This window comes from Allochromatium humboldtianum (genome assembly GCF_013385175.1).
Lineage (GTDB): Bacteria > Pseudomonadota > Gammaproteobacteria > Chromatiales > Chromatiaceae > Thermochromatium > Thermochromatium humboldtianum.
In genome coordinates this window covers 498494-522384 of the sequence record NZ_JABZEO010000001.1, presented here as the reverse complement: position 1 = coordinate 522384, position 23891 = coordinate 498494, and the positions used below count along the sequence as shown (strand labels likewise).

Sequence of the window (23891 nt, the reverse complement as noted above, 5' to 3'; positions counted from 1 at the left end):
ACAAATCGTCGGGACGGCGGACTTGCACCGGCTCTGGAAAAGACTCAGCATAGGGCGCAAGAGGACAGACAGACCCTGGATCGACCGGGGCTCGAACAGCTTCAATGCGAGTTGCGCATTTTTGCGCAGTTATTTATATTTTAACCATGTCACGCAAACTGGTCAGCATCCAAGAAGCCGCCGATTTCCTCGGCGTCGCGGCTCAAACGCTGCGGCGCTGGGAACGCGAAGGCAAGCTGATTCCCGATGAGCGCACCGCCGGCGGGCGGCGGCGCTATGACTTGGCCCGGTTGCGCCCGGAGTGCTTTCACGCCCCGGAGAGCGCCCGGCGCACGATCGCCTATGCGCGCGTCTCCAGCCATGACCAGAAAGCCGACCTGGAGCGCCAGAAGCAAGTGCTCGAACTGTATTGCGCCCGTCAGGGCTGGACCTTCGAGCTCATCGCTGACCTGGGTTCGGGGGTGAACTATCACAAGCAGGGACTCAAGCGCCTGCTCAATGAGATCGTGGAGGGGCGCATCGGGCGGCTGGTCATCACCCACACCGATCGGCTGCTGCGCTTCGGCGCGGAACTGGTGTTCGCGATCTGCGAGGCCAAACAGGTCGAAGTCGTCATCCTCAACCAGGGCGAGGACACCACCTTCGAGGAAGATCTGGCCAACGATGTGCTGGAGATCATCACCGTCTTCTCGGCCCGGCTGTACGGCAGCCGCTCGCGCAAGACCCGGGCACTGTTGGACGACGTAAAACAGGCGGTCGAGGCCCATGCTGATCGCCCATAAGATTGAGCTGCGTCCAACCCCGGAGCAGGCGACCTACCTCAATCAGGCGTGCGGTGCGCGACGGCACTGTTACAACCACTTACTGGATCATTTCAGTCAGCCCGGCGTGACGTGGTCGAAGGCGGCCGCCTATCAGCACTACATGACGGTCTTGCGCGTTGAGTTTCCCTGGTACGCGGAGGTCTCCAGCCGCGTCACGCGCAACGCCATCGACGATCTGGACGCCGCCTTCAAGGGGTTCTTTCGGCGCGTCAAGGCCGGTTCCAAGACCCCCGGCTATCCGCAATTCAAGAAAAAAGACGTCAACGATGCCTTCGCCCTGCGCGAACCGGCCAAGTTCGACGTCGATGGTCGCACCCTGCGTATCGAAAAACTTCCGACGCGAATCGCGCTGCGTCAACCGCTGCGCTTCACCGGTCAGACCAAGCAGGCCACCATCCGCAAGACGGCCGGTCGCTTCTACGTCTCGATCCTGGTCGAGACCGAGGACTACAACCCGCATGCGCCGCAGCAGCCGTCCGTCGGCGTGGACTTCGGGATCAAGGATCTGGCGACCCTGAGTACCGGCGAGGTCATCCCTGCCAACCCAGCGCTCAAGAAGAATCTCAAGCGTTTGAAGCGCCGACAACGGACGCTGTCGCGCAAAGTCAAAGGCAGTCGACGCCGAGCGAAAGCCAAGCTCCGAGTGGCCCGGCTGCATCAGCGGATCAGAAACCAACGTCAGGCGGTGCTCCATGAACTGTCCGACACACTGACCCGCACCTATCAGGTCATCACGCTCGAAGACCTGAATGTCACTGGAATGACGAAGAATCGCCGACTCGCCCGCGCCGTCTCCGATGCCGGCTTTGGCGAGTTACGGCGGCAAATCGAGTACAAGGCCCAATGGCGCGGCGTGACGGTCGTCATCGCGGATCGATGGTTTCCATCCTCCAAGACCTGTCACGCCTGTGGTCAACTCCATGACATGCCGCTGTCGCAGCGCACGCTGGTCTGCGACTGCGGGCACGTCATGGATCGTGACCTCAACGCCGCCAAAAACCTTGATCAGTATGGTCGCGACGCGCTCAGGCGAGACCTTAAACGCACGTAAGAGTCAGGTAAGACGGGTTCGCCCGCACTGGCGTTGACGACGTGAACAGACTTATTCAGCTTCGTGCAAGTTTGGGTAGGTTTTTATGAGCGGCACGCGGCCCGCTCCGATCCAGAGTGCACTATCCAGCCACCATCGGACCCGAGAATAACGCGCATGACGCCAAGCGATCTCCAAGCCGTTCGCGATCACATCGCCTCACGCATCATCGGTCAGCAGGCGTTCATCGACAGCATGCTGGTCTGTCTGCTGAGCGATGGTCATCTGTTGGTCGAGGGTATGCCGGGGCTGGCCAAGACCACGGCGGTCAAGGCGCTGGCCGAGTCGATCGAGGGCGATTTCCACCGCATTCAGTTCACGCCGGATCTGTTGCCATCGGATCTGATCGGCACCGACATCTATCGCCACGAGAAGGGCGAGTTCGAGTTTCGTCAGGGGCCGCTGTTTCACAATCTGCTGCTGGCCGATGAGGTCAACCGGGCGCCGGCCAAGGTGCAGTCGGCGTTGCTGGAGGCGATGGCCGAGCATCAGATCACGGTCGGTCAGAAGACCTATCCCCTGCCCCAGATCTTCATGGTGCTCGCGACCCAGAATCCGGTCGAGCAGGAGGGCACCTATCATCTGCCCGAGGCGCAGCTCGATCGCTTTTTGATGCAGGCGGTCGTGACCTATCCGAGCCGTGACGAGGAGTTACGGATTCTGGAACTCGACGGTGAGCAGCAGAAGCATAGTCCCGCGCCGCCGGCCAAGCGGTTGAGTCAGGCCGAGCTGTTTGCGATGCGGCGGGCTGTGGCTGAACTCTATCTCGATCCCAAGTTGCATCACTATATCGTCGATCTGGTGCAGGCGACGCGCAATCCGAAGCTCTATGACCGGGATCTGGGGCGCTGGTGTCGTTTCGGGGCTTCGCCGCGCGCGAGTATTGCGCTGGCGCGTTGTGCGCGGGCGCGGGCCTGGATGGATGGGGAGAGTTTCGTAGCGCCGCATCATATCCAGTCGGTCGCGCCGGAGATTCTGCGTCATCGCATTCTGCTGACCTTCGAGGCCGAGGCCGAAGGGGTGACGACAGATGCGTTTATCAAGCGGTTGTTGAGTTTGGTGGCGATTCCGTGAGGGTTTGGGTTTAAACAAGACCCTTGATACCATCTACTTTCTACGCACAGGCTGATTGTGATTTAGTGAATATGCATAGAAAAAGATGGCATCTAAGCTGCTTGTCGCTAAGTCTTTGAGTCAAGGAGATTTTTATATGTTTGTCACGTCTTCCACCTATGAGCAAGTAGTCAATTCCATATTCGCAGAAGAAGAAGAGATCTTAGCAGCAATAGCATTTTTAGGAAGTGGTGCTGAACTAATTTTTTCGCAACCTGATCTTAAAAAAAGCGTTAAATTAATATGTAATTTACGAAGCGGTGCGACCAATCCATCTGTAATTGACGCAATTCAAAAAAAAGGCGTTCTTATAAAACAAAATGACAAGCTGCACGCTAAAGTTTTATTTGGCAATAAAAAAGCCCTTGTCGGTTCAGCAAATTTTTCAAGCAATCGATTAAATCTAGAAGGAAATGAAGAGCTTTCTGGCTGGGAAGAGGCTGGCTTATTAACCAGCGATATCAATCAAATTAAATCAATTAAAAATTGGTTTGATACATTATGGGAGAATTCTCGCAAAATTGAAGACAAAGACATTGATGAAGCAAAGCTAAAATGGAAAGAAAGAAGATCAACAAGATTAAGCAAAAAACTAGCTAAGCACTCCACTAAATTCTCTATTGAAAATTTCAACTTATCAGATCTTTTAGATAGACGAGTTTTTTTAGCTATATATCGCAATAATTGCTTTTCAGATGAAGCGCAAGAAGCGTATCAGACATATGAAGAAAATTTAACAGAAAAACAACAGCATAAGTCAATAAAAATTCCTCCAATGTACGAATGGCCAGAGCTGCCAAATAATGCTAAATTAATAGATTTGCATTATGACCCAAGCGGTGTATTGCGATGTTATGGAGTATTTACAAGAACCCACGACATAGAATTTGAGTATTGCGATGGATCAACAGGTATTTTAGCTGTATGCTGCCAGGAAGAACATCTGATGGGCTATCAGTTTGGAGATAAAGAAGCTGCATATTTCGCCAAATATCTGAAAAGCCATATAAATAAAATATGGAATAGTGAATTAGCGATTGGCAGCGAATATGGAAAATATATTTTACTTGCAGATGCTGTAAAAATCATAAAAGAACAAACAGCAATCAATGCTTAAGGCAAATATATGTGCGGCTACTGCACCGAAGGTTTAGCTATTGATTATGCAACAAAAATAGCGGAGGGCGCTATTGCTCAGACGGATTTAAATCACCTTGAGGTTGACGACATAACAGCAATAATTTATCTGATCGAGTCAGAATTAGATAATTTTGCGTTACTGTTTCACAATATGATCCAAAGAAAAGGAGCTAGATTTTTAATAGACCCCGTAAAAAGAATAGCATTTTGTCGCTTAATTGAAACTTTCATGTATTTTGGCTACGAGCCTGAAAAGCGCAATGTAATATTGCAACATCTAACGCCTCAGCTTTGGGGAAATTTTTTTGCTGAGGCAGCAGAGCACCCTGAATTAAACTCGTGGAGTTTGTTGTTAAAACCAGAATCTTTAAAAAGCGAGTACAATTGGAGCAAATTTATAAAAAAAGATAACTTAAAAAGCAAAAGCGTTGATACATTAAATTTTTACTACAAATGGTGGATTTTAGGAAAAAATTTAGATTTGAGCAACACCAAAAACAAGGAAAAATTCAATGCAATATTCCCATTTGCATTTATTTCTTTCTTATATTTATCTCAGCACGCCCATGAATCTGAAACCATAAAAAAAATTGCTTTAGAGCCACCTAAAAATATACCAGATTTTGAAGCTTTTGACCTTTGGCTGCAACGGCGCGCTTTTGTGTTTTGCGTTAGAGAATATGGCGTTCATTTCATTTTCGAACACTATAAAAATTTACGCGCCGAATTGATAGCCTACGCATTGTTAAAAGTATATATTGACCCTATAGGGCTAACCGCACTTAAGGATTTCTTTTCTAAAAACAAACTTGAACCCCAAATCATTGCGGACTCTGATTATTTGCTAGAAACAGTTAATGACTTACTAGAGACAATTAAATAACCCTAAAAGAAAACAGTGGCAGACTAAAATGATCGCCCAACAAAAACTTATTACATAACAGTTCAGACTTAGCTTACATTAGCAATTCGCGCGTTCGATTTGCAGCGCTCGGCAATCAACTCTCAAAAAATACTGGTGCAAAAATGGATTGGACTTCGGTTGTCAATGACCCAACCCTATCGAACCTTCCATTCAAAATTGAGCTAAACGAATGGGGGAAAATAGAAATGAGCCCTGCCAGCAACTCGCATGGCATGTTGCAAACAGAAATAGCGTTCATCTTAAAGATGAAATTAACTTCAGGCAAAGCATTTGTTGAGTGCAGCATCCAAACATCGAAAAACGTCAAAGTTGCAGATGTTGTTTGGTGCTCGACAGACTTCTTGAATCGACACGGAAAATCAACACCCTATCCCGCATCCCCAGAAATCGTGGTCGAAGTTGCCTCCCCAAGCAACACACTGGCGGAACTGATCGACAAAAGGAGCCTGTATTTTGAACAAGGCGCCAAAGAGGTCTGGATTTGCGAGGAAACAGGCGCCATGCTTTTTTATCGGGCGGATGGAAAACTATCAAATTCAGTGCTTTGCCCCAGCTTTCCGCAAAGCGTAGAGGCTTAACAAGTCGCGGCAGCCGACACTCTTTCATTCTTGCTCAACGCAAACCACCATCCAAGCAGGTTGCTCACATCGTTTGTCACCACAACCCCTAGCGCCTTCACTGCTCGAAGCGGCCAAGATGACACAACAGACCAAACCACCGCAATGGATACTCTGGCTGTTCGCCGTCAGCCTCATCCTCTGGCCGACGCTGATGTACTGGCTCGCCAATGGCTATTCCGGTTGGTCGCATCTGAAAAGCTACCATGACGCCGGCTCAAGAGAACTGCGCCACTCCCAAGGCCCGACCAACGTAACCCTGGTCCAGTCCTCAGGGCGCAAATACGACTTCGCCTCGAATCAGTCAGGACGCGCGAGCTACGCCAGAACCGATGTCGGCTTCGACGACGAGGGCTTCTGGGTGCGGGGACGTCACGGCGGCTGGACCGGAGGTCCGCGCGGCGCGGTCTTCATCCCCTGGACGGCCGTCGAACGCTGCGATGGACTGCGCATCCATCTGAGCCATCCGCAGATGGCCCTGATCATTCACGATCAACCCCTACTCGATGCCTGTGCGCGCCAGATTTCCAGATCGCGCGACTGATGACTCAGCACGCGCCCCGATCATACGATCGAAGTCGTCGCTCCCTGCAATGGCTCATCCGGCGGACTGTACCAGTTCAGCTTATCGCGTAACTTGACGACCTCACCAACGATCAGGAGCGTCGGCGGCGACGGCGGATCGGCTTCGACGAGTTCGCAAATCGTCGCCAGCGTCCCCGTGTAAACACGTTGCAGATGTGTCGTGCCCTGCTGAACAAGGGCGATGGGCATCTCGGGAGGGACACCATGCGCCATCAGCCGCTCGACGATGACCGGCAGCCCCACCAGCCCCATGTAGAAAACGACGGTCTGATGCGGTTGAGCGAGCGCCGGCCAGTTCAGATCGATGGTGCCGTCCTTCAGGTGCCCGGTGACGAAGGTCACGGACTGGGCATAGTCGCGATGCGTCAGCGGGATGCCCGCGTAGGCCGCACAACCCGAGGCGGCGGTGATGCCCGGAATGACCTGGAAGGGCACGCCCTCAGCCGCCAGGGTGTCAATCTCCTCACCGCCGCGCCCGAAGATGAAGGGATCACCGCCCTTGAGCCGAAGCACCCGATGTCCGTCCTTGGCCAAGTCGGCGAGCAGGCGGTTGATCTCCTCCTGACGCATCGCGTGATGATTGCGCTCCTTTCCAACATAGATACGCCGCGCATCACGTCGCGTCATATTGAGAATGGGCGCCGCGACCAGCCGGTCATAAACGACGACATCGGCCTGCTGCATCAAACGCAGCGCGCGGAAGCTGATGAGATCCGGGTCGCCGGGACCGGCGCCGACGAGATAGACCTCGCCCATGTCGCGCTCGAGTGCATCCGGGGCAAGCTCGCTCTCGATCACGGCTTCGGCCTCCTCGAACTGGCCGGCCAGGATGCGCTCGGCGACAGCGCCTTGCAGCACTCGATCCCAGAACCTCCGCCGATCGCGCTGCTCGCTGAACCGCGCCTTGACCCGCTCGCGATAAAGCCCGCTCAACTCGGCCAGCCGCCCATACCCAGCCGGAATCAGCGCTTCGAGGCGCGTGCGCAGCATCCGCGCGAGCACGGGTGATGTCTTGCCACTGGAGACGGCGATCGTGACCGGCGAGCGGTCGACGATCGAAGGCAACACGAAGGTACAGGCATCCGGATCGTCGACCACATTGACCGGGATTCCGGCCTCATTGGCGAGTTGCGCGATCTGTCGATTGACTGCACGATCATCGGTCGCCGCGATGACGAGCCGCTGACCAGCGATATCTTCAGGCGCAAAGCAGCGCGCCTCATGCCGCAATGCGCCAGATTCGACTTTACGCGCCAGCGCGTCGCACAGCTCGGGCGACACCAGAGTCACGGCCGCCCCCGCGCGCAGCAGATTGGAGACCTTACGCGCCGCCGTAGCGCCGCCGCCGACCACCAAACATGGACGGCCTTGCATGTCGAGAAAGATGGGCAGTAGATCCATGGTGCTCTCTGGCTGAAGGTGGGAAGGGGCCGCGTGGCTCCGTTGAGTTAGATTTAGAAAATCCTTAATATACTTAAATACTTTGTTTTAGGGTAGGACGATAGTGTGGTCAACGAGATCGATTCCGAGTCTCTGAGCCAGCGGCTCACGGATACTGAAGATGTGTTGCTGGTGGACATCCGCACCCCGGCCGAGATCGCCCAGGGCATGATCCCGGATGCCCTGCAACTGCCGATGCACCTGATCCCGATCCGGATGAGCGAGATCCCCAAGGATCGCGACGTGGTCATCTACTGCCGCAGCGGCGCGCGCTCCTACCAGGCCTGCGCTTACCTGATGCAGCAGGGTTATGGCCGCGTGCTCAACCTGCGCGGCGGCATCATCGCCTGGGCACGTCACGGCCTGCCGATCGTCGCTCCCGAGGACTGACCCAAGCACCGATCCGCCGATCCGACGGCTCCCTTGTTTTTTACGGTGGATTCGCCTATAACCGCGAATTCTTGTTTTTACTGAAATACTGAAATAAGTAATTGACGGAGGCTCCGATGGCTGATTTCGATCAAGAACTCGACGCAAGCGGTCTGAATTGCCCGCTGCCGATCCTGCGCGCCAAAAAGACCCTGAACGCCATGTCCAGCGGTCAGGTTCTGCACGTCATCGCCACCGATCCCGGCTCGGTCAAGGACTTCGACGCCTTCGCCAAGCAGACCGGCAACGAGCTGGTGGAGTCCAAGGAAGAAGGCGGCAAGTTCCACTTCCTGATCAAGAAGTCCTGATCGATCCGCACGGCGCGAACCTGAAGCCCGACATCAGGTTCGAACGCCCGCTCCGCACGACAGACGGCTATCCAAAACAACATGATCCGCGAGCCTGACCCAGGCGCCGCGTGGAGGACTCGATGGAACAAAAGAAACTGGCGATCATCGCCACCAAGGGTTCGCTCGACTGGGCCTACCCGCCCTTCATCCTCGCCTCGACGGCCGCCGCCCTGGGCTATGAGGTGCAGGTCTTCTTCACCTTCTACGGGCTGCAACTCCTGAAGAAGAAGCCGAACCTGGAAGTCACGCCGCTGGGCAACCCCGGCATGCCGATGCCGATGGGCATGGACAAGTGGTTCCCGGTGCTCGGTCTGGCGCTGCCCGGTATGCAGGGCATGATGACCGCCATGATGAAGCAGAAGATGAAGAGCAAGGGCGTGGCCAGCATTGAGGAGCTGCGCGAGCTCTGTCTTGAGGCCGAGGTCAAGATGATCGCCTGTCAGATGACCGTCGATCTCTTCGATATGCCGAAAGCCGAGTTCATCGACGATGTCGAGTACGCCGGCGCGGCGGCCTTCTTCGAGTTCGCCGGCGAGAGCGACATCTGTCTCTACATCTGAAGTCTCTGAACCGCACGTCCGGAGCGATCCCGGTCGCTCCGTTCCACTGATCGAAGCCCTCCTGCCCGACATGCCTAACGACAACCGTACCGGCGCCGCCATCCTGCTCGACGTCCTCAACGATCTCGGGGTCGAGACCATTTTCGGACATACCGGCGGAGCCGTCATCCCAATCCATGTCGAGATCAACAAGCGTCTGCGCGCCGGTACAGCCGTGCCGCGCTTCATACTCTGCCGGCAGGAGGGCGGCGCCGGACATGCCGCCGAGGGCTATGCACGCGCCAGCGGTCGGGTCGGGGTGGCGCTGGCGACCTCGGGGCCGGGCGCGACCAATCTGATCACGCCGATCGCCGACGCCTACAAGGATTCGCTGCCCACGCTCTTCATCACCGGCCAGGTGCCGAGTCGGGCGATCGGTACCGATGCCTTCCAGGAAGTGGACATGGTCGGTCTCACCCGCCCCATCTCCAAACACAACTATCTGGTCAAGGACGTGGCCGATCTGGAATGGGTGCTGCGCGAGGCCCATGCCCTGGCCATGCACGGACGTCCGGGGCCGGTGGTGGTCGACATCTGCAAGGACGTGCAACTGACGACGCTGGAGACGGCCAACGTGCCGCGTGCGCGTCACCGCGAGTCCGTCGATTTCGATGCCGCGCGCGCCGATGCCATCCTGGAGGCGCTCGCCCGCGCCGAGCGCCCGGTGGTCAAGGCCGGCGGCGGCGTCATCCACGCCAATGCCGCGCTGGCCCTGCAACGCTTCGCCGAACGCTTCGACGTGCCGGTGACGACCACCTTCAATGCGCTCGGCGCCCTGCCCTTCGAGCTGGCCTACAATCTCGGGATGCCGGGGATGCACGGCACCGTTCCGGCCAACTATGCCCTGCGCGATGCCGATCTGATCCTCTCGCTCGGCGGGCGCTTCGACGATCGGGTCGCGGTGCGCGGTTTCGCCGAGGGCAAGCGCATCGCCCATGTCGACATCGACCCGTCCGAGATCGACAAGACCATCGCCACCGATCTCAATCTGGTCGCGACGCTCGACGAATTCCTCGCTCATGCCCTGGCCTCGGGACGCTCGGCGCGTCATCCCGAGTGGATGACGCTCATCGGCGAATGGCGCCAGCGCATGATGCCGCCCTACGGCCAGTCCGAGTACATCAAGCCGCAGGCGGCCATCGAGGTCATCTCCGAGCTGACCGGCGGCGAGGCGACCCTGGTCACTGGCGTCGGCCAGCATCAGATGTGGTCGGCCCAGTACTACCGCTTCCGCCGTCCGCGTCAGTGGATCAGCTCGGGCGGGCTGGGCACCATGGGCTTTGGGTTGCCGGCGGCGGTCGGCGCCTGGTATGGCGACCCCACGCATCCGGTGGTTCTGATCGACGGCGACGGCAGCTTCCAGATGAACATCCAGGAATTGGGCACCGTGGTCGCCAACCGGATTCCGCTCAAGATGTTCGTCCTCAACAACAGCTTCCTCGGCATGGTGCGCCAGTGGGAAGACATGATGGACGATGGCCATCATTACGAGACCTGTCTGGCGCGCACGACCGAATGCGATCCGGACTGCATCGACCTCGATCAGAGCTGCCGGCGCCAGATCCCCAACCTGACCGGACTCAAATACGTCTATCCGCGCCTCAAAACGGTGCGTCTGCGCGATCCCGCGACCCTGCGCGAAGACATCGCCGCCGTGCTCGCCGAACCTGGGCCGGTGCTGGTCGACGTCTGGATCGATCGGGCTGAGAACGTCATCCCGATGATCCGCCCTGGGCACAGCCTGGAGCAGATGATCGAATCTTGACTCCCTCTCCCCAACCCCTCTCCCGCCAGGGGAGGGGCTAAGATCGAAAATCCCAACTACGTCCCATCGTCGCACCTATACACGCGCTAAGCTTAGAAGGCAGGGAAAACCCGTGCCATCAGCGAGGAACGCGACTCATGGGCATCAAAGCGAAACTCAAGCTGATCGGTCTGTTGCCGCTACTGGTGGCAATCGTCTTCGGCGTCACTATCTATCGCGGTCAGGATCGGCTCAATGCCCTGAGCGACCTGGCGCTGAAGACTGACGCGATGCGCGAGGCGCTCCGCGATGTACGCGACGTGAGCCGACGCATCCTGGCCACGCGCGACAACGAGATCCGCTACGACGGCTATGACGCGCTGGAGATCGTCAATCTCGGCGTGATGGATCTCGCGGTCTGGCGCGACGAACCGGGGATGAGCCAAACCGTGCGTGAGTTGGACCGGCGTCTGCTCATGGCGCGCATCCATTACGAGATGCTCGACGGCCTGACGGTGCCCATGCTCAAGTGGATCGCGGTGCCGCAGATCACCGAGGTCGAGCAGGCTCTGATGACCGAACTCGATGCGCTCGACACCCGACTGCGGGCCCTCCATCAGACCGCGCGTGCGGCCCTGGTCGAGCACAGCGAGCGGCTCTGGCAGCGCGAATTCTGGCTGCTGACGCTGACGGCCGTCCTGGTGCTGTGGCTGACCCACCCCATGCTCGATCGCATCGGGACGGCGCTGCACACCCTCAGTCAGGGCACGCGCGGACTCGGCCCGGATGGGCTGCCGCAGGAACTCGAGCTGACCGGCGAGGACGAATTCGGTCAGCTCGCGAGCGACTTCAACGCCATGGTCCGGCGTCTGGCCGCCTCGGAGGCGGCACGCGATGAACGCTCACGCGATCTGGAAACGGCCGTCCAGGATCTGGAGAACTTCAGCTATTCGGTCTCGCACGATCTGCGCGCGCCGCTACGGGCCATCGACGGCTTCATCGGCATCCTGCGCGAGGACTATGCCGCGACCTTGGATGCCGAGGGGCTGCGTCTGTTCGGCGTGGTCAGCGCTAACGCGCAGAAAATGGAACGGCTCATCGACGACATCCTGGCCCTGTCGCGCGCCGGACGTCTGGCGATGGAGTGGATGCCGATCGACATGAACCGGATGGTCGACGAGGTCTGGTCGGATCTCCTGGAGACGGCGAGCGGACGCCCGATCCGGTTCGAGCGCGACGACCTGCCCGTCTGTCAGGGCGATCCGCGCGCCATGCGCCAGATCTGGCAGAATCTGCTCGCCAACGCCCTCAAGTTCACGCGCGACCGCGATCCGGCCCTGATCCGGGTCGAAGCCCGAACGGAGGCGGGCCTGATCCGCTACAGTGTGCGAGACAATGGCGCCGGCTTCGATCCGGCCTATTCCGCCAAGCTCTTTGTGCTCTTCCAGCGCCTGCACGGCATGGACGAGTTCGAGGGCACGGGCGTGGGTCTGGCGATCGTCAAGCGCTTCGTGCAGAAACACCACGGACAGGTCGAGGCGAGCGGCGCTGTCGATGGCGGCGCGTGCTTCACGTTCAGCCTCCCAATCGATCTTGAATCATGAGCAGCGGTTGCGAACGCGGAGGATCGACGACATGGTCACGAAAGACTCGATGGTGGACATCCTGCTGGTCGAGGACAATCCGGACGATGCGGAACTGGCCATGCGCGCCCTGCGCAAGCACAATCTGGCCAATCGTCTGGAATGGGTCAAGGACGGCGCCGCCGCGCTGGATTTCCTCTTCCATCGCGGCGACTATACCCATAGCCCAAACACGCTGCCGCGCGTCGTACTGCTGGATCTGCGTCTGCCCAAGGTCGATGGGATCGAGGTGTTGCGCGAGATCCGCGCCCACCCCGAGACGCGCGAGTTGCCGGTCGTGATCCTGACCTCCTCGCATGAGGAACGCGACGTCGTCGCCACCTACGAGCTGGGCGTCAACAGCTTCGTGGCCAAGCCCGTCGCCTTCGACGAATTCGCCCGCACCGTCGCGGAGTTGGGAATGTACTGGGTGCTGGTCAACCGTGTGCCACCGGAGATCCGTTCGACTTGACTGACCGTCCATTACGCCTGCTCCTGCTGGAAGACAACCCGGCCGATGCCGAACTCAACGAACGTGTCCTGCGTCGCGCGGGGCTGGAGTTCGAGTCGCGCCGCGTGGAGACGCGCGAGGATTTTCTCGCCGCGCTCGGCGACTTCAAGCCGGATGCGATCCTGGCCGACTATGGTCTGCCACACTTCGACGGACGCACGGCCATGGAGCTGGCCCATGAGCGCGATCCCGACTGGCCCTTCATCTTCGTCACCGGTGCCCTGGGCGAGGAGAGCGCCGTCGAGCTGCTGCGCAACGGCGCCGGCGACTACATCCTCAAGGATCGTCTGACCCGCCTGCCCGAGGCGCTCGAACGTACCCTGGAAGCGGCCCGCCAGCGCACGGATCTGCGGCTCATGGCCCGACGCGCCTCGGGATTGCTGGAGTTGCCCCGCGTCGCCGAACGCTTAGGCGAGGCCGAGTTCCTGCAGTTCGGTCAGACGCTGGTCGAGGATCTGACCGGCAGCCGGATCGCCTTCATCCATCGCGTCAGCGAGGATCAGACCGCCATCGATCTGGTCACTTGGTCGCACCGCACACTCGAGGGCGGCTGTCTCGCCAAGCCCCCCCTGCATTACCCGGTCGAACAGGCCGGCCTCTGGGCCGAGGCCCTGCGCCAGCAGCGCCCGATCGTCGTCAACGACTACCCGGCGGCCGCCGAGCGGGGCGGACTGCCCGAAGGACACATCACCCTGGAGCGTTTCATCAGTCTGCCGGTGATCGAGGGCGGACGAGTGGTCCTGATCTTCGGCATCGGCAACAAGGCCCTACCCTACACGGATCTGGACGTCGAGACCCTCCAGCTCGTCGCCAACGAGCTCTGGCGCATCCTCTGCCAGCGCCGCGCCGAACAGGATCTGCGCGAGAGCGAGGCGCGGTTCCACGCGCTCTTCGAGCACATGCGCAGCGGTGTCTGCATCTACGAGGCCATCGAGGACGGGCGCGACTTCATCATCCGCGATCTCAATCATGCCGTGGAGTACATCGAGGGCGTCGAAGCGCACACACTGCTCGGGCGGCGACTGACCGAGGTCTTTCCGGGCGTGGATGAGTGCGGCTTCCTGGCCGTGTTCGAGCGCGTGTGGCGCACGGGTCGCGCCGAGCACATCCCGCCGCAACTCTATCGCGACCGGCGTATCCAGGGCTGGCGCGAGAACTTCGTCTATCGCCTGCCGCATGGCGAGCTGGTCGCCGTCTACGACGACGTGACCGAACGGCGCAACCTGGAGCTGGCCCTGGAGGAGAGCCGCGAGCGCCTGGAACTGGCACTGGAGGGGTCGGAGCTGGGCATGTGGGACTGGAAGGTCCAGACCGGCGAGACCCAATTCAACGAGCGCTGGGCCGGAATGCTGGGTTATCGCCTCGCGGAGCTGGAGCCGACCAGCATCGAGAACTGGCAAGACCTTTGCCATCCGGAAGATCTCGTGCTCGCCAAACAGCGACTCGAGAGCCATTTTCGGGGCGAGGCGTCCTACTACGAATGCGAGTTCCGGATGCGTCACAAGGACGGGCACTGGGTCTGGATCCTCGATCGCGGCAAGGTCGTCGAGTGGGGGCCGGATCGACGCCCCGTGCGCATGGCCGGCACCCATCTCGACATCACCGAGCGCCGCCAGACCGAGGAGAAGCTGCACCAGCTCTCGCTGGCCGTCGAGCAGAGCCCGACCAGCATCGTCATCACAGACCTCGAAGCGCGCATCGAATACGCCAATCCGGCCTTCACCCGCGTCTCGGGCTACAGCCTGGAGGAGGCCATCGGGCAGAATCCGCGCCTGCTGCAATCCGGCCAGACGCCGCGCGCAGTCTACGAAGACCTCTGGGCCACGCTCCAGCGCGGCGAGGTCTGGCGCGGCGAGCTGCACAACAAGCGCAAGGACGACGAACTCTATGTCGAGCTGGCCACCATCTCGCCTGTGCGCCAGCCCGACGGCCGGGTGACGCACTATCTGGCAGTCAAGGAGGACATCACGGATCTCAAGTGCGCTCAGGAGGAACTGGACCGTTATCGCCGGCATCTCGAAGACCTGGTCGAGACCCGCACCCGCGAACTGCGGCTGGCCGAGGAACACAGCCGGCTGATCCTGGAATCGAGCGCCGACGGACTCTATGGCGTCGACGTCGAGGGGCGCACCACCTTCGTCAACCCGGCCGCCTGCGCCATGCTCGGCTATGCCCCCGAGCAGCTTCTGGGCCGTTCCAGCCACGAGATCCTCCACCACAGCCACGTCGATGGCCGCCACTATGCGATGGAGGACTGCCCGCTGCACAGCACCCTGCTGCACGGCGAGGTACGGCGCGGCGACAACGAGGTCTTCTGGCGCGCCGACGGCACAATGCTGCCCGTATCCTATTCCTCGCACCCCATCCGGCGCGAGGGCGAGATCGTCGGTGCGGTAGTCAGCTTCATCGACATCTCGACTCAGAAACAGGCCGAGGCCGCGCGCGAGGCGGCATTGGCCGAGGCCGAGCGTCTGGCACGCCTCAAGAGCGAATTCCTGGCCAATATGAGCCATGAGATCCGCACTCCGCTCAACGCCGTGCTCGGCTTCGCCCAGATCGGCGCGCGCGAGACCGACCCGGACAAGGTCCGCGCCTTCTTCCGGCGCATCCTCGACTCGGGTCAGTTGCTGCTCGGCATCATCAACGACATCCTCGACTTCTCCAAGATCGAAGCCGGCAAGCTCGCCATCAACGATGCCGAGGTCGATCTGCGCGCGGTCATCGAGCGCTCGATGGATCTCCTGAACACCCGGGCCAAGGACAAGGGACTGCGTTTCAGCGTCGAAGAAACCCCGAACCTGCCCGCGACCTTCATGGGCGACGATCTGCGCCTGTCCCAGGTACTGGCCAACCTGCTCTCCAATGCCGTCAAGTTCACCGATCGGGGCGCCGTCACCTTCGGCATCCGGCGCGAGGAAGGCCGGCTCGTCTTCAGCGTCGAGGACACCGGCATCGGGATGCGCGAGGACTATCTGGCCAATCTCTTCCAGCCCTTCGAGCAGGCCGACGGCTCGATCACGCGCCGCTACGGCGGCAGCGGTCTGGGATTGGCCATCAGCAAGCGTCTGGTCGAGCTGATGGGCGGCGAGATCCACGTCCGGAGCCGCTTCGGCGAGGGCACGCGCTTCGAGGTGCGTCTGCCGCTGATCGAGCCGCGCGGCGCCATCGGACCCGGTCGGCTCGCCGCCGAGGTCGCCGTGCCCGAACGCGCCGGCGCACGCCTGCGCGGACTGCGTCTGCTGGCCGCCGAGGACAACCCGGCCAACCGGCTGGTGCTGGAGGAGATGCTGAGCGCCGAGGACTGTGACCTGACCCTGGTCGAGGACGGACGTCAGGCGGTCGACTGCGTCGAGCGCGAGGGACCGACCGCCTTCGATCTGGTGCTCATGGACATCCAGATGCCGGTGATGGACGGCCTGGAGGCCACGCAGCGCCTCCATCAGTTCGCCCCCGAGCTGCCGGTCGTCGGCCTGACGGCCCACGCCCTGAACTCCGAGCGCCACCTCTGTCTGCAAGCCGGCATGGTCGATCACATCGCCAAGCCGGTCGACATCGAGCAGCTCATCGCCATCATCCTGCGCCATGTTCGACACCGCCCATCAGCCAGGGACAAGGCCGAAGCATCGTGCTGCCGGAAACGCCCCCTGGGGCCGGCACGGACCGATGCGCCGGACATCGCGGCCACTTCGACCCCGGACACCTGGATCGAGTGGCAGGCACTGGAGTCGCGCTATGCGCACAACCCGTATTTCATCCCGCGTCTGTTGCGTGCGGTGCTGGAGTCCAATCAGGATCAGGCTGACCTGCTGCGCGAGGCCGCCCATCAGGGCGACCGCGACCGGCTGGTCTTCATCGCCCATCGGCTCAAGGGCACGACGGGCAATCTGTTCGCCAAGTCCGTGCATGCCCTGGCCACGGAGACCGAGAAGCGCGCGCGCGCACTCGACATCGAGGCCCCGCGCCTGGCGCTCGAACTCGCCGACGCCCTCGACGCACTGCTCGCCGAGATCGGCGCGAGCCGATGGATGGGCGGCCAAGCCGAGACGACCGACGACACGGACGGCGCAGGCGCCCCCGTCGACGCGGCCGAGGTCGCCGCGATCCTCACCCGACTCGCCGGACTGCTCGACACGGACGACACCGAGGCCAATCCGCTCTATGCCCGTCATCAGGATCTCCTGAGACGCGCCCTTGGCGAGCGCGTCGAACGCCTCGGCGCCGAGATCAAGGACTTCGACTATCAAGCCGCCCGCGAGACCCTGCGCACACTGATCGAATCCGGCACGACCTGAACCCATCCGGCACGACCCGGCCGAGGCGAGCTGGTCTATGCTGATGCTTGAGCCAATCAATGCATTCTCAGGTTGCGCTCACCGCCAAGCCGCCCGATTCTATCGCTTCCAATTCTTCCATCGCGCTCGCTCGACCTCACAGCGCGTGATCCATTTAGAGGCCGACACCATGACTGACTACCTGGATATCGGCGGCCTGAAGGTCGCCCAGCCGCTCCACGATCTGGTCCGGGACGAGATCACGCCAGGCATCGGGATCGACCCCGCCGCTTTCTGGCAATCCTTCGGCGAAATCGTGCGTGAATTTGCGCCCCGTCACCGTGAACTGCTCGCCAAGCGCGACGCCCTGCAACAGCAGATCGACGCCTGGCACCGGACGCATCGCGATCAACCCCTGGATATGGCCGCCTATCGTGATTTCCTGGTCGAGATCGGTTATCTGCTGCCCGAGGGGCCGGACTTCTCGGTCAATACCAGCAATGTCGATCCCGAGATCGCCACCATCGCCGGCCCCCAGCTCGTAGTGCCGGTCAGCAACGCCCGCTATGCACTCAACGCCGCCAATGCGCGCTGGGGCAGTCTCTATGACGCCCTCTATGGCACGGACGCCATCCCCGAGGACGAAGGGCTGGAACGTGGCGCTGAGTTCAACCCGGCCCGCGCGGCGGCTGTGGTCGAGCGCGCGGCGATCTTCCTGGACGAGGCCGTACCGCTCAATCGCGGCTCGCACACCGACGCCTGTGGCTACAAGCTGGAGAACGGCAAGCTGGTGGTGCTTCTGCCCGACAACAGTGAAACCCTGCTCGCCGATCCGGCGCAGTTCGCCGGCTTCCGGGGCAACCCGGACCAGTTGGACGCGGTCCTGCTGGTCAACCATGGTCTGCACATCGAGATCCGCATCGACCGCAACCACCCGATCGGCGCCGGCAGCGCCGCCGGTGTCGCCGACATTCTGCTCGAATCGGCCGTGACCAGCATCCAGGACTGCGAGGACTCGGTCGCCGCCGTCGACACCGAGGACAAGGTCGGCGTCTACCGTAACTGGCTGGGGCTGATGAAGGGCGATCTCACCGCCGGCTTCAGCAAGGGCGGGCGGATGGTCGAGCGCACGCTGGCCGAGGACCGGACCTACAGTCGCCTTGGAACCGGCTCGCTCACCCTGCCGGGGCGCTCGCTGATGCTGGTGCGCAATGTCGGCCATCTGATGACCACGGACGTGGTGCTCGATGCCGAGGGGCGCGAGATCCCCGAAGGATTGATGGACGGCATGATCACCGTGCTCTGCGCCCTGCACGACATCCATCCCGAACAGGGTGCGCGGCGCAACTCGCGCACCGGCAGCGTCTATATCGTCAAGCCCAAGATGCACGGCCCGGAAGAAGTCCAGCTCGCCGTCGATCTGTTCGGGCGCATCGAGGACGCGCTGGGTCTGGCGCGCAACACGCTCAAGATCGGCATCATGGACGAGGAACGGCGCACCACGCTCAACCTCAAGGAATGCATCCGCGCTGCGCGCGAGCGGATCATCTTCATCAACACCGGTTTCCTCGACCGCACGGGCGACGAGATCCACACCGACATGGAAGCCGGCGCCGTGCTGCGCAAGGGCGACATGAAGGGCGCAGCCTGGCTGCGCGCCTATGAGGACTGGAACGTCGATGTCGGCCTGGCCTGCGGTCTGCGCGGTCAGGCCCAGATCGGCAAGGGCATGTGGACCATGCCCGACGAGATGGCGGCCATGCTCGCGGCCAAGTCGGCGCATCCCAAGGCCGGCGCCAGTTGCGCCTGGGTGCCCTCCCCGACGGCGGCGACCTTGCACGCCATGCACTATCACCAGATCGACGTCGCCGCGATCCAGGCCGAGCTGGCCAAGGGCGAACGGCGCGCGACGCTCGATGACCTGCTCCAGATCCCGCTCGATCCGAACCGCGCCTGGACACCTGAGGAAATCCAGCAGGAACTGGACAACAACTGTCAGGGCATCCTCGGCTATGTGGTGCGCTGGGTCGATCAGGGCGTTGGCTGTTCCAAGGTGCCCGACATCGCCAACGTCGGCCTGATGGAGGACCGCGCCACGCTGCGCATCTCCAGCCAGCACGTGGCCAACTGGCTGCATCATGGCGTCGTCGGTGAATCTCAGGTGATGGAGTCGCTCAAGCGCATGGCCGCCGTGGTCGATACGCAGAACGCGGGCGATCCCCTCTACCGGCCGATGGCGCCCGGATTCGACGGCGTGGCCTTCCAGGCCGCCTGTGATCTGGTCTTCAAGGGCCGCGAGGCGCCGAACGGCTATACCGAGCCGACCCTGCACGCGATGCGGCGGCGGTTCAAGGCCGGGCGCTGAGGTCGGCGGGGGCTTGTGGACAGTTGCATCCGGATGCGTTGATGTCCATGCTTGGGATGCGGAATTGACAATTGTCAAACCGATCGGCTTCGATCCTGTCGAAGCCGAATGACACCAGGGAATCCAAGCCAGCGGACAGGCGCTATACCACCCAAGCCTGAAACCATCGACACATGATGGAGGATGCATCCATGTCCACGACCACTACCGAGATCGCCGGCCGCGAACTGACGTTCAACAAGGCGGGTCATCTGGCCTCCTTCGGCGACTGGGATCCCGAGATCGCCGAGGCGCTGGCCGCTGACGAGGGCCTGACCCTGACCGAATGTCACTGGAAGGTGATCGAGTTCCTGCGCGCCTACTACGAGACCCACGAGATGCCGCCCTCGCCGCGCGTCATCATCCGGGCCATCGGCGAGGATCTCTCGGCGCATGTGCCCTGTACCCGCAAGCATCTGGAGGCGCTGTTCCCGAACGGCGGCTGCAAGCAGGCGTGTCGGGTCGCGGGTCTGCCGCGCGCCTACTGTCAGTCCTGCTGAACCATCCCCCGTGAGGCCGGCACTGGAACGCCGGTCTCGCGGGCGGACCACACTCAAAACCATGCGCCATGCTGGGCTTTGCGTGCCTGATCCGCTCATCTATAATCGCGCGCGTCAACCGCTTGATTCATCTATGGAGAAGCACGTCATGCCGACCTATGACTACCGCTGCGACACCAATGATCGCGTGATCGAGGTGAGCCATCGCATGAGCGAGACCCTGACCAACTGGGGCGAGCTGTGCGCGCGCGCCGGTATGGAACTGGGCGATACCCCGGCGGATGCGCCCGTCCACCGGCTCGCCACCGGCGGCAACGTCATCACCAGTTCCAGCCTGGGCAGCGGCCGCGCGCCCATGCCTGCCTGTGCCACCGGCTCCTGCTGCGCCGGCGGCATGTGCGGGTTGAATTGATCGTCCTCCCGGACGTCGCTCCAGCCGGGGTCGGTTCGCCGATTCCGGCCCTCCCTATCGTCATCGAACCTGCCTCGACGGACCCCATGCGGAGCCTCTGGTCTTGAAGTCCATCCTGGTCGTTCGTCTGAGCGCCATCGGCGACATCGTCTTTGCCTCGCCGCTGGTCGCGGCGCTGCGTCGTCGTTGGCCGGAGGCGCGCATCGCCTGGCTGGTCCAGCCCGAATGCGCGGCGCTGCTCGACCGTCATCCGGATCTCGATACGGTGATCGTCTGCCCGTTGCGTCACTGGCAGCGGCTGTGGCGCGAACGGCGCTATCGCGAGCTGTGGGCGGGGATTCGCACGCTGCGGGCCAATCTGCGTGAACATGACTTCGATCTGGCGCTCGATCTGCAAGGTCTGCTCAAGAGCGGGTTGCTGACCCGGCTGTCGGGGGCGCGCGAGCGCATCGGGCTGGGTTCGCGCGAGGGCAGTCAGTGGCTGATGACGCGCCGGTTGCCGCGCGGGGGCGAGTCCAAGCTGATCGGTTCCGAATATCGCTTTCTGGCCGAGTCGCTCGCCCTGCCGGTCGCGGACGGCTTTCGGATGGCGGTCCACTATGGCGAGGCGGAAGCGGCCTTCGCCGAATCGGTCATCGCGCGCGAGTCGCTCTCCAACGGTTATGCGGTGTTCTGTCCCTTCACGACGCGTCCGCAGAAGCATTGGATCGAAGAGCGCTGGGCCAGACTTGCGCATCGTGTCCGCGATGAACTGGGGCTAGCGCCGGTGCTGCTCGGCGGTCCGGGCGACCGCGAGGCGGCACGACGGATCGCCGATGCGGCCGACGATCAGTTGATCGATCTGACCGGCCAGACCAGTCTCACCGAGGCAGCGGCCCTGATCGACCGCGCGGCGCTCCTGATCGGCGTCGATACCGGGCTTTCGCACATGGGCATCGCGTTCGAGACGCCGAGTCTGCTGCTGTTCGGCTCGACCTGTCCCTATCTCGACACCACGCGCGCCAAGGCGCGGGTGCTCCATCATGCGCTGCCCTGCTCGCCCTGCAAGCGTCGTCCGACCTGTGACGGGCGGTTCGACTGTATGCGCGTGATCGAGGCCGACGAGATCCTGCGTGCCGCCGACGAGGTGTTGCGGGCGTGAAGATTCTGCACGTCGAAGGTGGGCGTCATCTCTACGGCGGGGCCTTCCAGGTGCTGCATCTGGTGCGCGGACTGGCGGCGCGCGGCCACCGGAATCTGCTGGCCTGTCCGCGCGGCTGTGCGCTCGCCGAGGCCGCCGCGCCCTTCGCCGAGATCCATGGCCTGCCGATGCACGGCGATGCCGATCTGCTGATGGTTGGGCGTCTGTACCGGCTGATTCGCGCCAGCCGGCCGGATCTGGTGCATCTGCACAGCCGCATCGGCGCCGATGTCATGGGCGGGATCGCGGCACGGCTGGCCGGGGTGCCGGTGATCCATACGCGCCGGGTCGACAATCCCGAGCCGCGCTGGCTGGTCGCACTCAAGTACCGGCTGCACGATCGGGTCATCGCCATCTCGGACGGGATCGGGCAGGTGTTGATCGCCGAAGGGTTGCCGTCAGCGAAATTGCGCGTGGTGCGCAGTGCCGTCGATCATGAGCGCTATGCGGCGCCGGTCGACCGAGCGGCGATTCGCGCCCGGCTTCAGGTGTCCGCCGATGCCTTCCTGATCGGCGTAATTGCGCAGTTGATCCCGCGCAAGGGGCATCGCTTCCTGCTCGACGCACTGCCGGAGCTGATCGCCGCGCATCCCGAAATCCAGGTGCAGTTCTTCGGCCAGGGGCCGCTGGCGGATGAGCTGCAACGCCGAATCGAAGAGGCTGGACTCAGCGGGCATGTCCAGCTCGCGGGCTTTCGCGACGATCTGCCCGAGATCCTGCCCGCGCTCGATCTGGTCGTGCATCCGGCGCTCATGGAAGGTTTGGGCGTCTCGCTGCTCCAGGCCGCCAGCGCCGGCGTACCGATCGTCGCCAGCCGTGCCGGCGGCATTCCCGAGGCGGTGCGCGAGGGCGAGAACGGCCTTCTGGTTCCGCCGGGCGATGTCGTGGCGCTGCGTGCGGCGATCGGCACGCTGCTCGACGATCCCGAACGCCGCCGTGCGTTGGGCGCGGGCGGCCGGGCGCTCATGGCGCGCGAGTTCTCGATCGACGCCATGGTCGAGGGCAATCTCGCGGTCTATCGGGAGTTGCTCGACGCGACTGGATTGGTTCACACATGACCGAACCGACCACACTGCAAATGGTCGCCAGCAAGGCGCTCGGCGGGGCCGAACGCTGGTTCATCCGCTTCAGCGACGCGCTGGCCGAGCGCGGGGCGCCGGCTCAACTGGCGATCCGCCAGGGGAGCGCGCTCGATGGGCTGGATCTCGGCGGGCTGCCGGTCCATCGCCTGCCCTATCGCACCACCTGGGATCCCTGGTCGCGGCGTGCGGTCGGGCGTCTGATCCAGCGCTTGAAACCCGACATCGTCCAGACCTACATGGGTCGTGCGACCCGGCTCGCCCGTCTGCCAAGCGCGGGCGGCCCGGTCCATCTGGCCCGGCTCGGCGGCTATTACGCACTCGGCCCCTATCGTCACGCCCACGGCTGGATCGGCAATACCAAAGGCTTGTGCGACTGGATGGTGCGCCAGGGACGGCCGGCCGAGCGCGTCCACCACATCTATAACTTCGCCGACCCGGCCCGTCCGGTCGCGCCCGAACTCGTCGCCGAGCGCCGCGCCGTGCATGGTCTGCCGGATGACGCCTGGGTGCTGGTCACGCTCGGACGCTTCGTGCCGGTCAAGGGCCAGCGCTATCTGATCGACGCGCTCGAACGCTTGCCCGAGACCATTGCCGGGCGTCCGTTGCGGCTGGTGATGGTCGGCGATGGACCGCTCGGTCCCGAGTTGCGGCATCAGGCCGAACAGGGCGGCCAGTCACACCGGATCGTCTGGGCCGGCTGGCAGCGCGATCCGGCGCCCTATCTCCAGATGGCGGATCTGGTCGTCTTCCCCTCGCTGGAAGAAGAGACGCTGGGCAATGTCATCCTCGAAGCCTGGGCCTGGGGCAAGCCGCTGGTGACGGCCAGTTTCCGTGGCGCGCGCGAGCTGGCCCGTCATGGCGAGGATGCCTGGTGCGTACCCTGCGCCGAATCCGTAGCGCTGGCCGAAGGCATCCGCCAGACGCTGTCCGATCCAGAGCTGATGGCGGCGCTGGTCGCGCGCGGACTGGAGCGGGTGGAGCATGAATTCAGCCGCCGCGCCATTCTGGATTGTTATCTGGAACTCTATCGCCAGGTCGCGCGTGGCTGAGCCG

At 61.8% G+C, this 23891-nt stretch carries 21 protein-coding genes; 20 read left to right on the top strand and 1 reads right to left on the bottom strand.

The annotated features are described in order from the left end of the window. Positions 1-146: 146 nt before the first annotated feature. The 7 genes from HW932_RS02440 (at position 147) to HW932_RS02410 (ending at position 6253) form a co-directional block, all read left to right on the top strand. Complete coding sequence (locus HW932_RS02440) at positions 147-782, top strand: IS607 family transposase (protein ID WP_176974903.1); 636 nt, start codon at positions 147-149, stop codon at positions 780-782. Then, the gene (locus HW932_RS02435) at positions 766-1875 is read left to right on the top strand and encodes an RNA-guided endonuclease InsQ/TnpB family protein (RefSeq protein WP_176974902.1); all 1110 of its coding nucleotides are present in this window, start codon (positions 766-768) and stop codon (positions 1873-1875) included. Before HW932_RS02440 ends, HW932_RS02435 begins: the two co-directional genes overlap by 17 nt. Positions 1876-2031: 156 nt before the next feature. Then, positions 2032-2988: an AAA family ATPase gene (locus HW932_RS02430; protein ID WP_176974901.1), complete on the top strand. Its 957-nt coding sequence runs from the start codon at positions 2032-2034 to the stop codon at positions 2986-2988. Positions 2989-3073: 85 nt separating this feature from the next. Next, positions 3074-4144 (top strand): phospholipase D-like domain-containing protein, encoded by a 1071-nt coding sequence (locus tag HW932_RS02425; RefSeq protein WP_176974900.1) that lies wholly within the window; start codon positions 3074-3076, stop codon positions 4142-4144. A gap of 9 nt (positions 4145-4153) precedes the next feature. Then, on the top strand, positions 4154-5050 hold the full coding sequence (locus HW932_RS02420; RefSeq protein ID WP_176974899.1) for a hypothetical protein: 897 nt from the start codon (positions 4154-4156) through the stop codon (positions 5048-5050). Between the two features lie 143 nt (positions 5051-5193). Then, entirely contained in the window at positions 5194-5670 is a 477-nt protein-coding gene (locus HW932_RS02415; RefSeq protein ID WP_176974898.1) for a Uma2 family endonuclease, read from the top strand. 118 nt (positions 5671-5788) lie between these two features. Beyond that, positions 5789-6253: a hypothetical protein gene (locus HW932_RS02410; RefSeq protein WP_176974897.1), complete on the top strand. Its 465-nt coding sequence runs from the start codon at positions 5789-5791 to the stop codon at positions 6251-6253. A gap of 20 nt (positions 6254-6273) precedes the next feature. Here HW932_RS02410 and cysG read toward each other — a convergent pair whose 3' ends face one another. Next, on the bottom strand, positions 6274-7695 hold the full coding sequence (cysG, locus tag HW932_RS02405; protein ID WP_176974896.1) for a siroheme synthase CysG: 1422 nt from the start codon (positions 7693-7695) through the stop codon (positions 6274-6276). Positions 7696-7800: 105 nt separating this feature from the next. Here cysG and HW932_RS02400 point away from each other — a divergent pair, with 105 nt between their 5' ends. From HW932_RS02400 to HW932_RS02340, 13 genes are all read left to right on the top strand, one after another. Further along, positions 7801-8124, top strand: coding sequence for a rhd_2599 family sulfurtransferase (locus HW932_RS02400; RefSeq protein ID WP_176974895.1), 324 nt, complete (start codon positions 7801-7803; stop codon positions 8122-8124). A 116-nt stretch (positions 8125-8240) separates the two neighbouring features. After that, the gene (locus HW932_RS02395; RefSeq protein ID WP_176974894.1) at positions 8241-8471 is read left to right on the top strand and encodes a sulfurtransferase TusA family protein; all 231 of its coding nucleotides are present in this window, start codon (positions 8241-8243) and stop codon (positions 8469-8471) included. 122 nt (positions 8472-8593) lie between these two features. Beyond that, the gene (dsrE2, locus tag HW932_RS02390; RefSeq protein ID WP_176974893.1) at positions 8594-9073 is read left to right on the top strand and encodes a sulfur carrier protein DsrE2; all 480 of its coding nucleotides are present in this window, start codon (positions 8594-8596) and stop codon (positions 9071-9073) included. A gap of 70 nt (positions 9074-9143) precedes the next feature. Continuing rightward, complete coding sequence (ilvB, locus tag HW932_RS02385; protein WP_176974892.1) at positions 9144-10877, top strand: biosynthetic-type acetolactate synthase large subunit; 1734 nt, start codon at positions 9144-9146, stop codon at positions 10875-10877. Between the two features lie 137 nt (positions 10878-11014). After that, positions 11015-12460: a sensor histidine kinase gene (locus HW932_RS02380; protein WP_176974891.1), complete on the top strand. Its 1446-nt coding sequence runs from the start codon at positions 11015-11017 to the stop codon at positions 12458-12460. A gap of 31 nt (positions 12461-12491) precedes the next feature. Beyond that, positions 12492-12950, top strand: a complete 459-nt coding sequence (locus tag HW932_RS02375; protein ID WP_176974890.1) for a response regulator — start codon at positions 12492-12494, stop codon at positions 12948-12950. Next, complete coding sequence (locus tag HW932_RS02370) at positions 12947-17281, top strand: PAS domain S-box protein (RefSeq protein WP_176974889.1); 4335 nt, start codon at positions 12947-12949, stop codon at positions 17279-17281. The genes HW932_RS02375 and HW932_RS02370 overlap by 4 nt, the downstream gene beginning before the upstream one ends. A 169-nt stretch (positions 17282-17450) precedes the next feature. Then, positions 17451-19625, top strand: coding sequence for a malate synthase G (locus tag HW932_RS02365; RefSeq protein WP_176974888.1), 2175 nt, complete (start codon positions 17451-17453; stop codon positions 19623-19625). A 191-nt stretch (positions 19626-19816) separates the two neighbouring features. Further along, positions 19817-20164, top strand: coding sequence for a TusE/DsrC/DsvC family sulfur relay protein (locus HW932_RS02360; RefSeq protein WP_176974887.1), 348 nt, complete (start codon positions 19817-19819; stop codon positions 20162-20164). Positions 20165-20312: 148 nt separating this feature from the next. After that, positions 20313-20576, top strand: coding sequence for an FmdB family zinc ribbon protein (locus tag HW932_RS02355; RefSeq protein WP_176974886.1), 264 nt, complete (start codon positions 20313-20315; stop codon positions 20574-20576). 103 nt (positions 20577-20679) lie between these two features. After that, positions 20680-21717: a glycosyltransferase family 9 protein gene (locus HW932_RS02350; RefSeq protein ID WP_176974885.1), complete on the top strand. Its 1038-nt coding sequence runs from the start codon at positions 20680-20682 to the stop codon at positions 21715-21717. Beyond that, positions 21714-22814 carry a glycosyltransferase gene (locus tag HW932_RS02345; protein WP_176974884.1) on the top strand — a complete coding sequence of 367 codons (1101 nt, stop codon included), beginning with the start codon at positions 21714-21716 and terminating at the stop codon, positions 22812-22814. The genes HW932_RS02350 and HW932_RS02345 overlap by 4 nt, the downstream gene beginning before the upstream one ends. Continuing rightward, complete coding sequence (locus tag HW932_RS02340) at positions 22811-23887, top strand: glycosyltransferase (RefSeq protein ID WP_176974883.1); 1077 nt, start codon at positions 22811-22813, stop codon at positions 23885-23887. The genes HW932_RS02345 and HW932_RS02340 overlap by 4 nt, the downstream gene beginning before the upstream one ends. Positions 23888-23891 lie beyond the last annotated feature (4 nt).

Coding starts and splice junctions, on each gene's coding strand:
- ilvB (WP_176974892.1), top strand. CDS start 9,144: ATGCCTAACGACAACCGTACCGGCGCCGCCATCCTGCTCGACGTCCTC.
- dsrE2 (WP_176974893.1), top strand. CDS start 8,594: ATGGAACAAAAGAAACTGGCGATCATCGCCACCAAGGGTTCGCTCGAC.
- HW932_RS02340 (WP_176974883.1), top strand. CDS start 22,811: ATGACCGAACCGACCACACTGCAAATGGTCGCCAGCAAGGCGCTCGGC.
- HW932_RS02410 (WP_176974897.1), top strand. CDS start 5,789: ATGACACAACAGACCAAACCACCGCAATGGATACTCTGGCTGTTCGCC.
- HW932_RS02420 (WP_176974899.1), top strand. CDS start 4,154: ATGTGCGGCTACTGCACCGAAGGTTTAGCTATTGATTATGCAACAAAA.
- HW932_RS02440 (WP_176974903.1), top strand. CDS start 147: ATGTCACGCAAACTGGTCAGCATCCAAGAAGCCGCCGATTTCCTCGGC.
- HW932_RS02425 (WP_176974900.1), top strand. CDS start 3,074: ATGGCATCTAAGCTGCTTGTCGCTAAGTCTTTGAGTCAAGGAGATTTT.
- HW932_RS02365 (WP_176974888.1), top strand. CDS start 17,451: ATGACTGACTACCTGGATATCGGCGGCCTGAAGGTCGCCCAGCCGCTC.
- HW932_RS02355 (WP_176974886.1), top strand. CDS start 20,313: ATGCCGACCTATGACTACCGCTGCGACACCAATGATCGCGTGATCGAG.
- cysG (WP_176974896.1), bottom strand. CDS start 7,695: ATGGATCTACTGCCCATCTTTCTCGACATGCAAGGCCGTCCATGTTTG.
- HW932_RS02375 (WP_176974890.1), top strand. CDS start 12,492: ATGGTCACGAAAGACTCGATGGTGGACATCCTGCTGGTCGAGGACAAT.
- HW932_RS02380 (WP_176974891.1), top strand. CDS start 11,015: ATGGGCATCAAAGCGAAACTCAAGCTGATCGGTCTGTTGCCGCTACTG.
- HW932_RS02435 (WP_176974902.1), top strand. CDS start 766: ATGCTGATCGCCCATAAGATTGAGCTGCGTCCAACCCCGGAGCAGGCG.
- HW932_RS02360 (WP_176974887.1), top strand. CDS start 19,817: ATGTCCACGACCACTACCGAGATCGCCGGCCGCGAACTGACGTTCAAC.
- HW932_RS02430 (WP_176974901.1), top strand. CDS start 2,032: ATGACGCCAAGCGATCTCCAAGCCGTTCGCGATCACATCGCCTCACGC.
- HW932_RS02415 (WP_176974898.1), top strand. CDS start 5,194: ATGGATTGGACTTCGGTTGTCAATGACCCAACCCTATCGAACCTTCCA.
- HW932_RS02395 (WP_176974894.1), top strand. CDS start 8,241: ATGGCTGATTTCGATCAAGAACTCGACGCAAGCGGTCTGAATTGCCCG.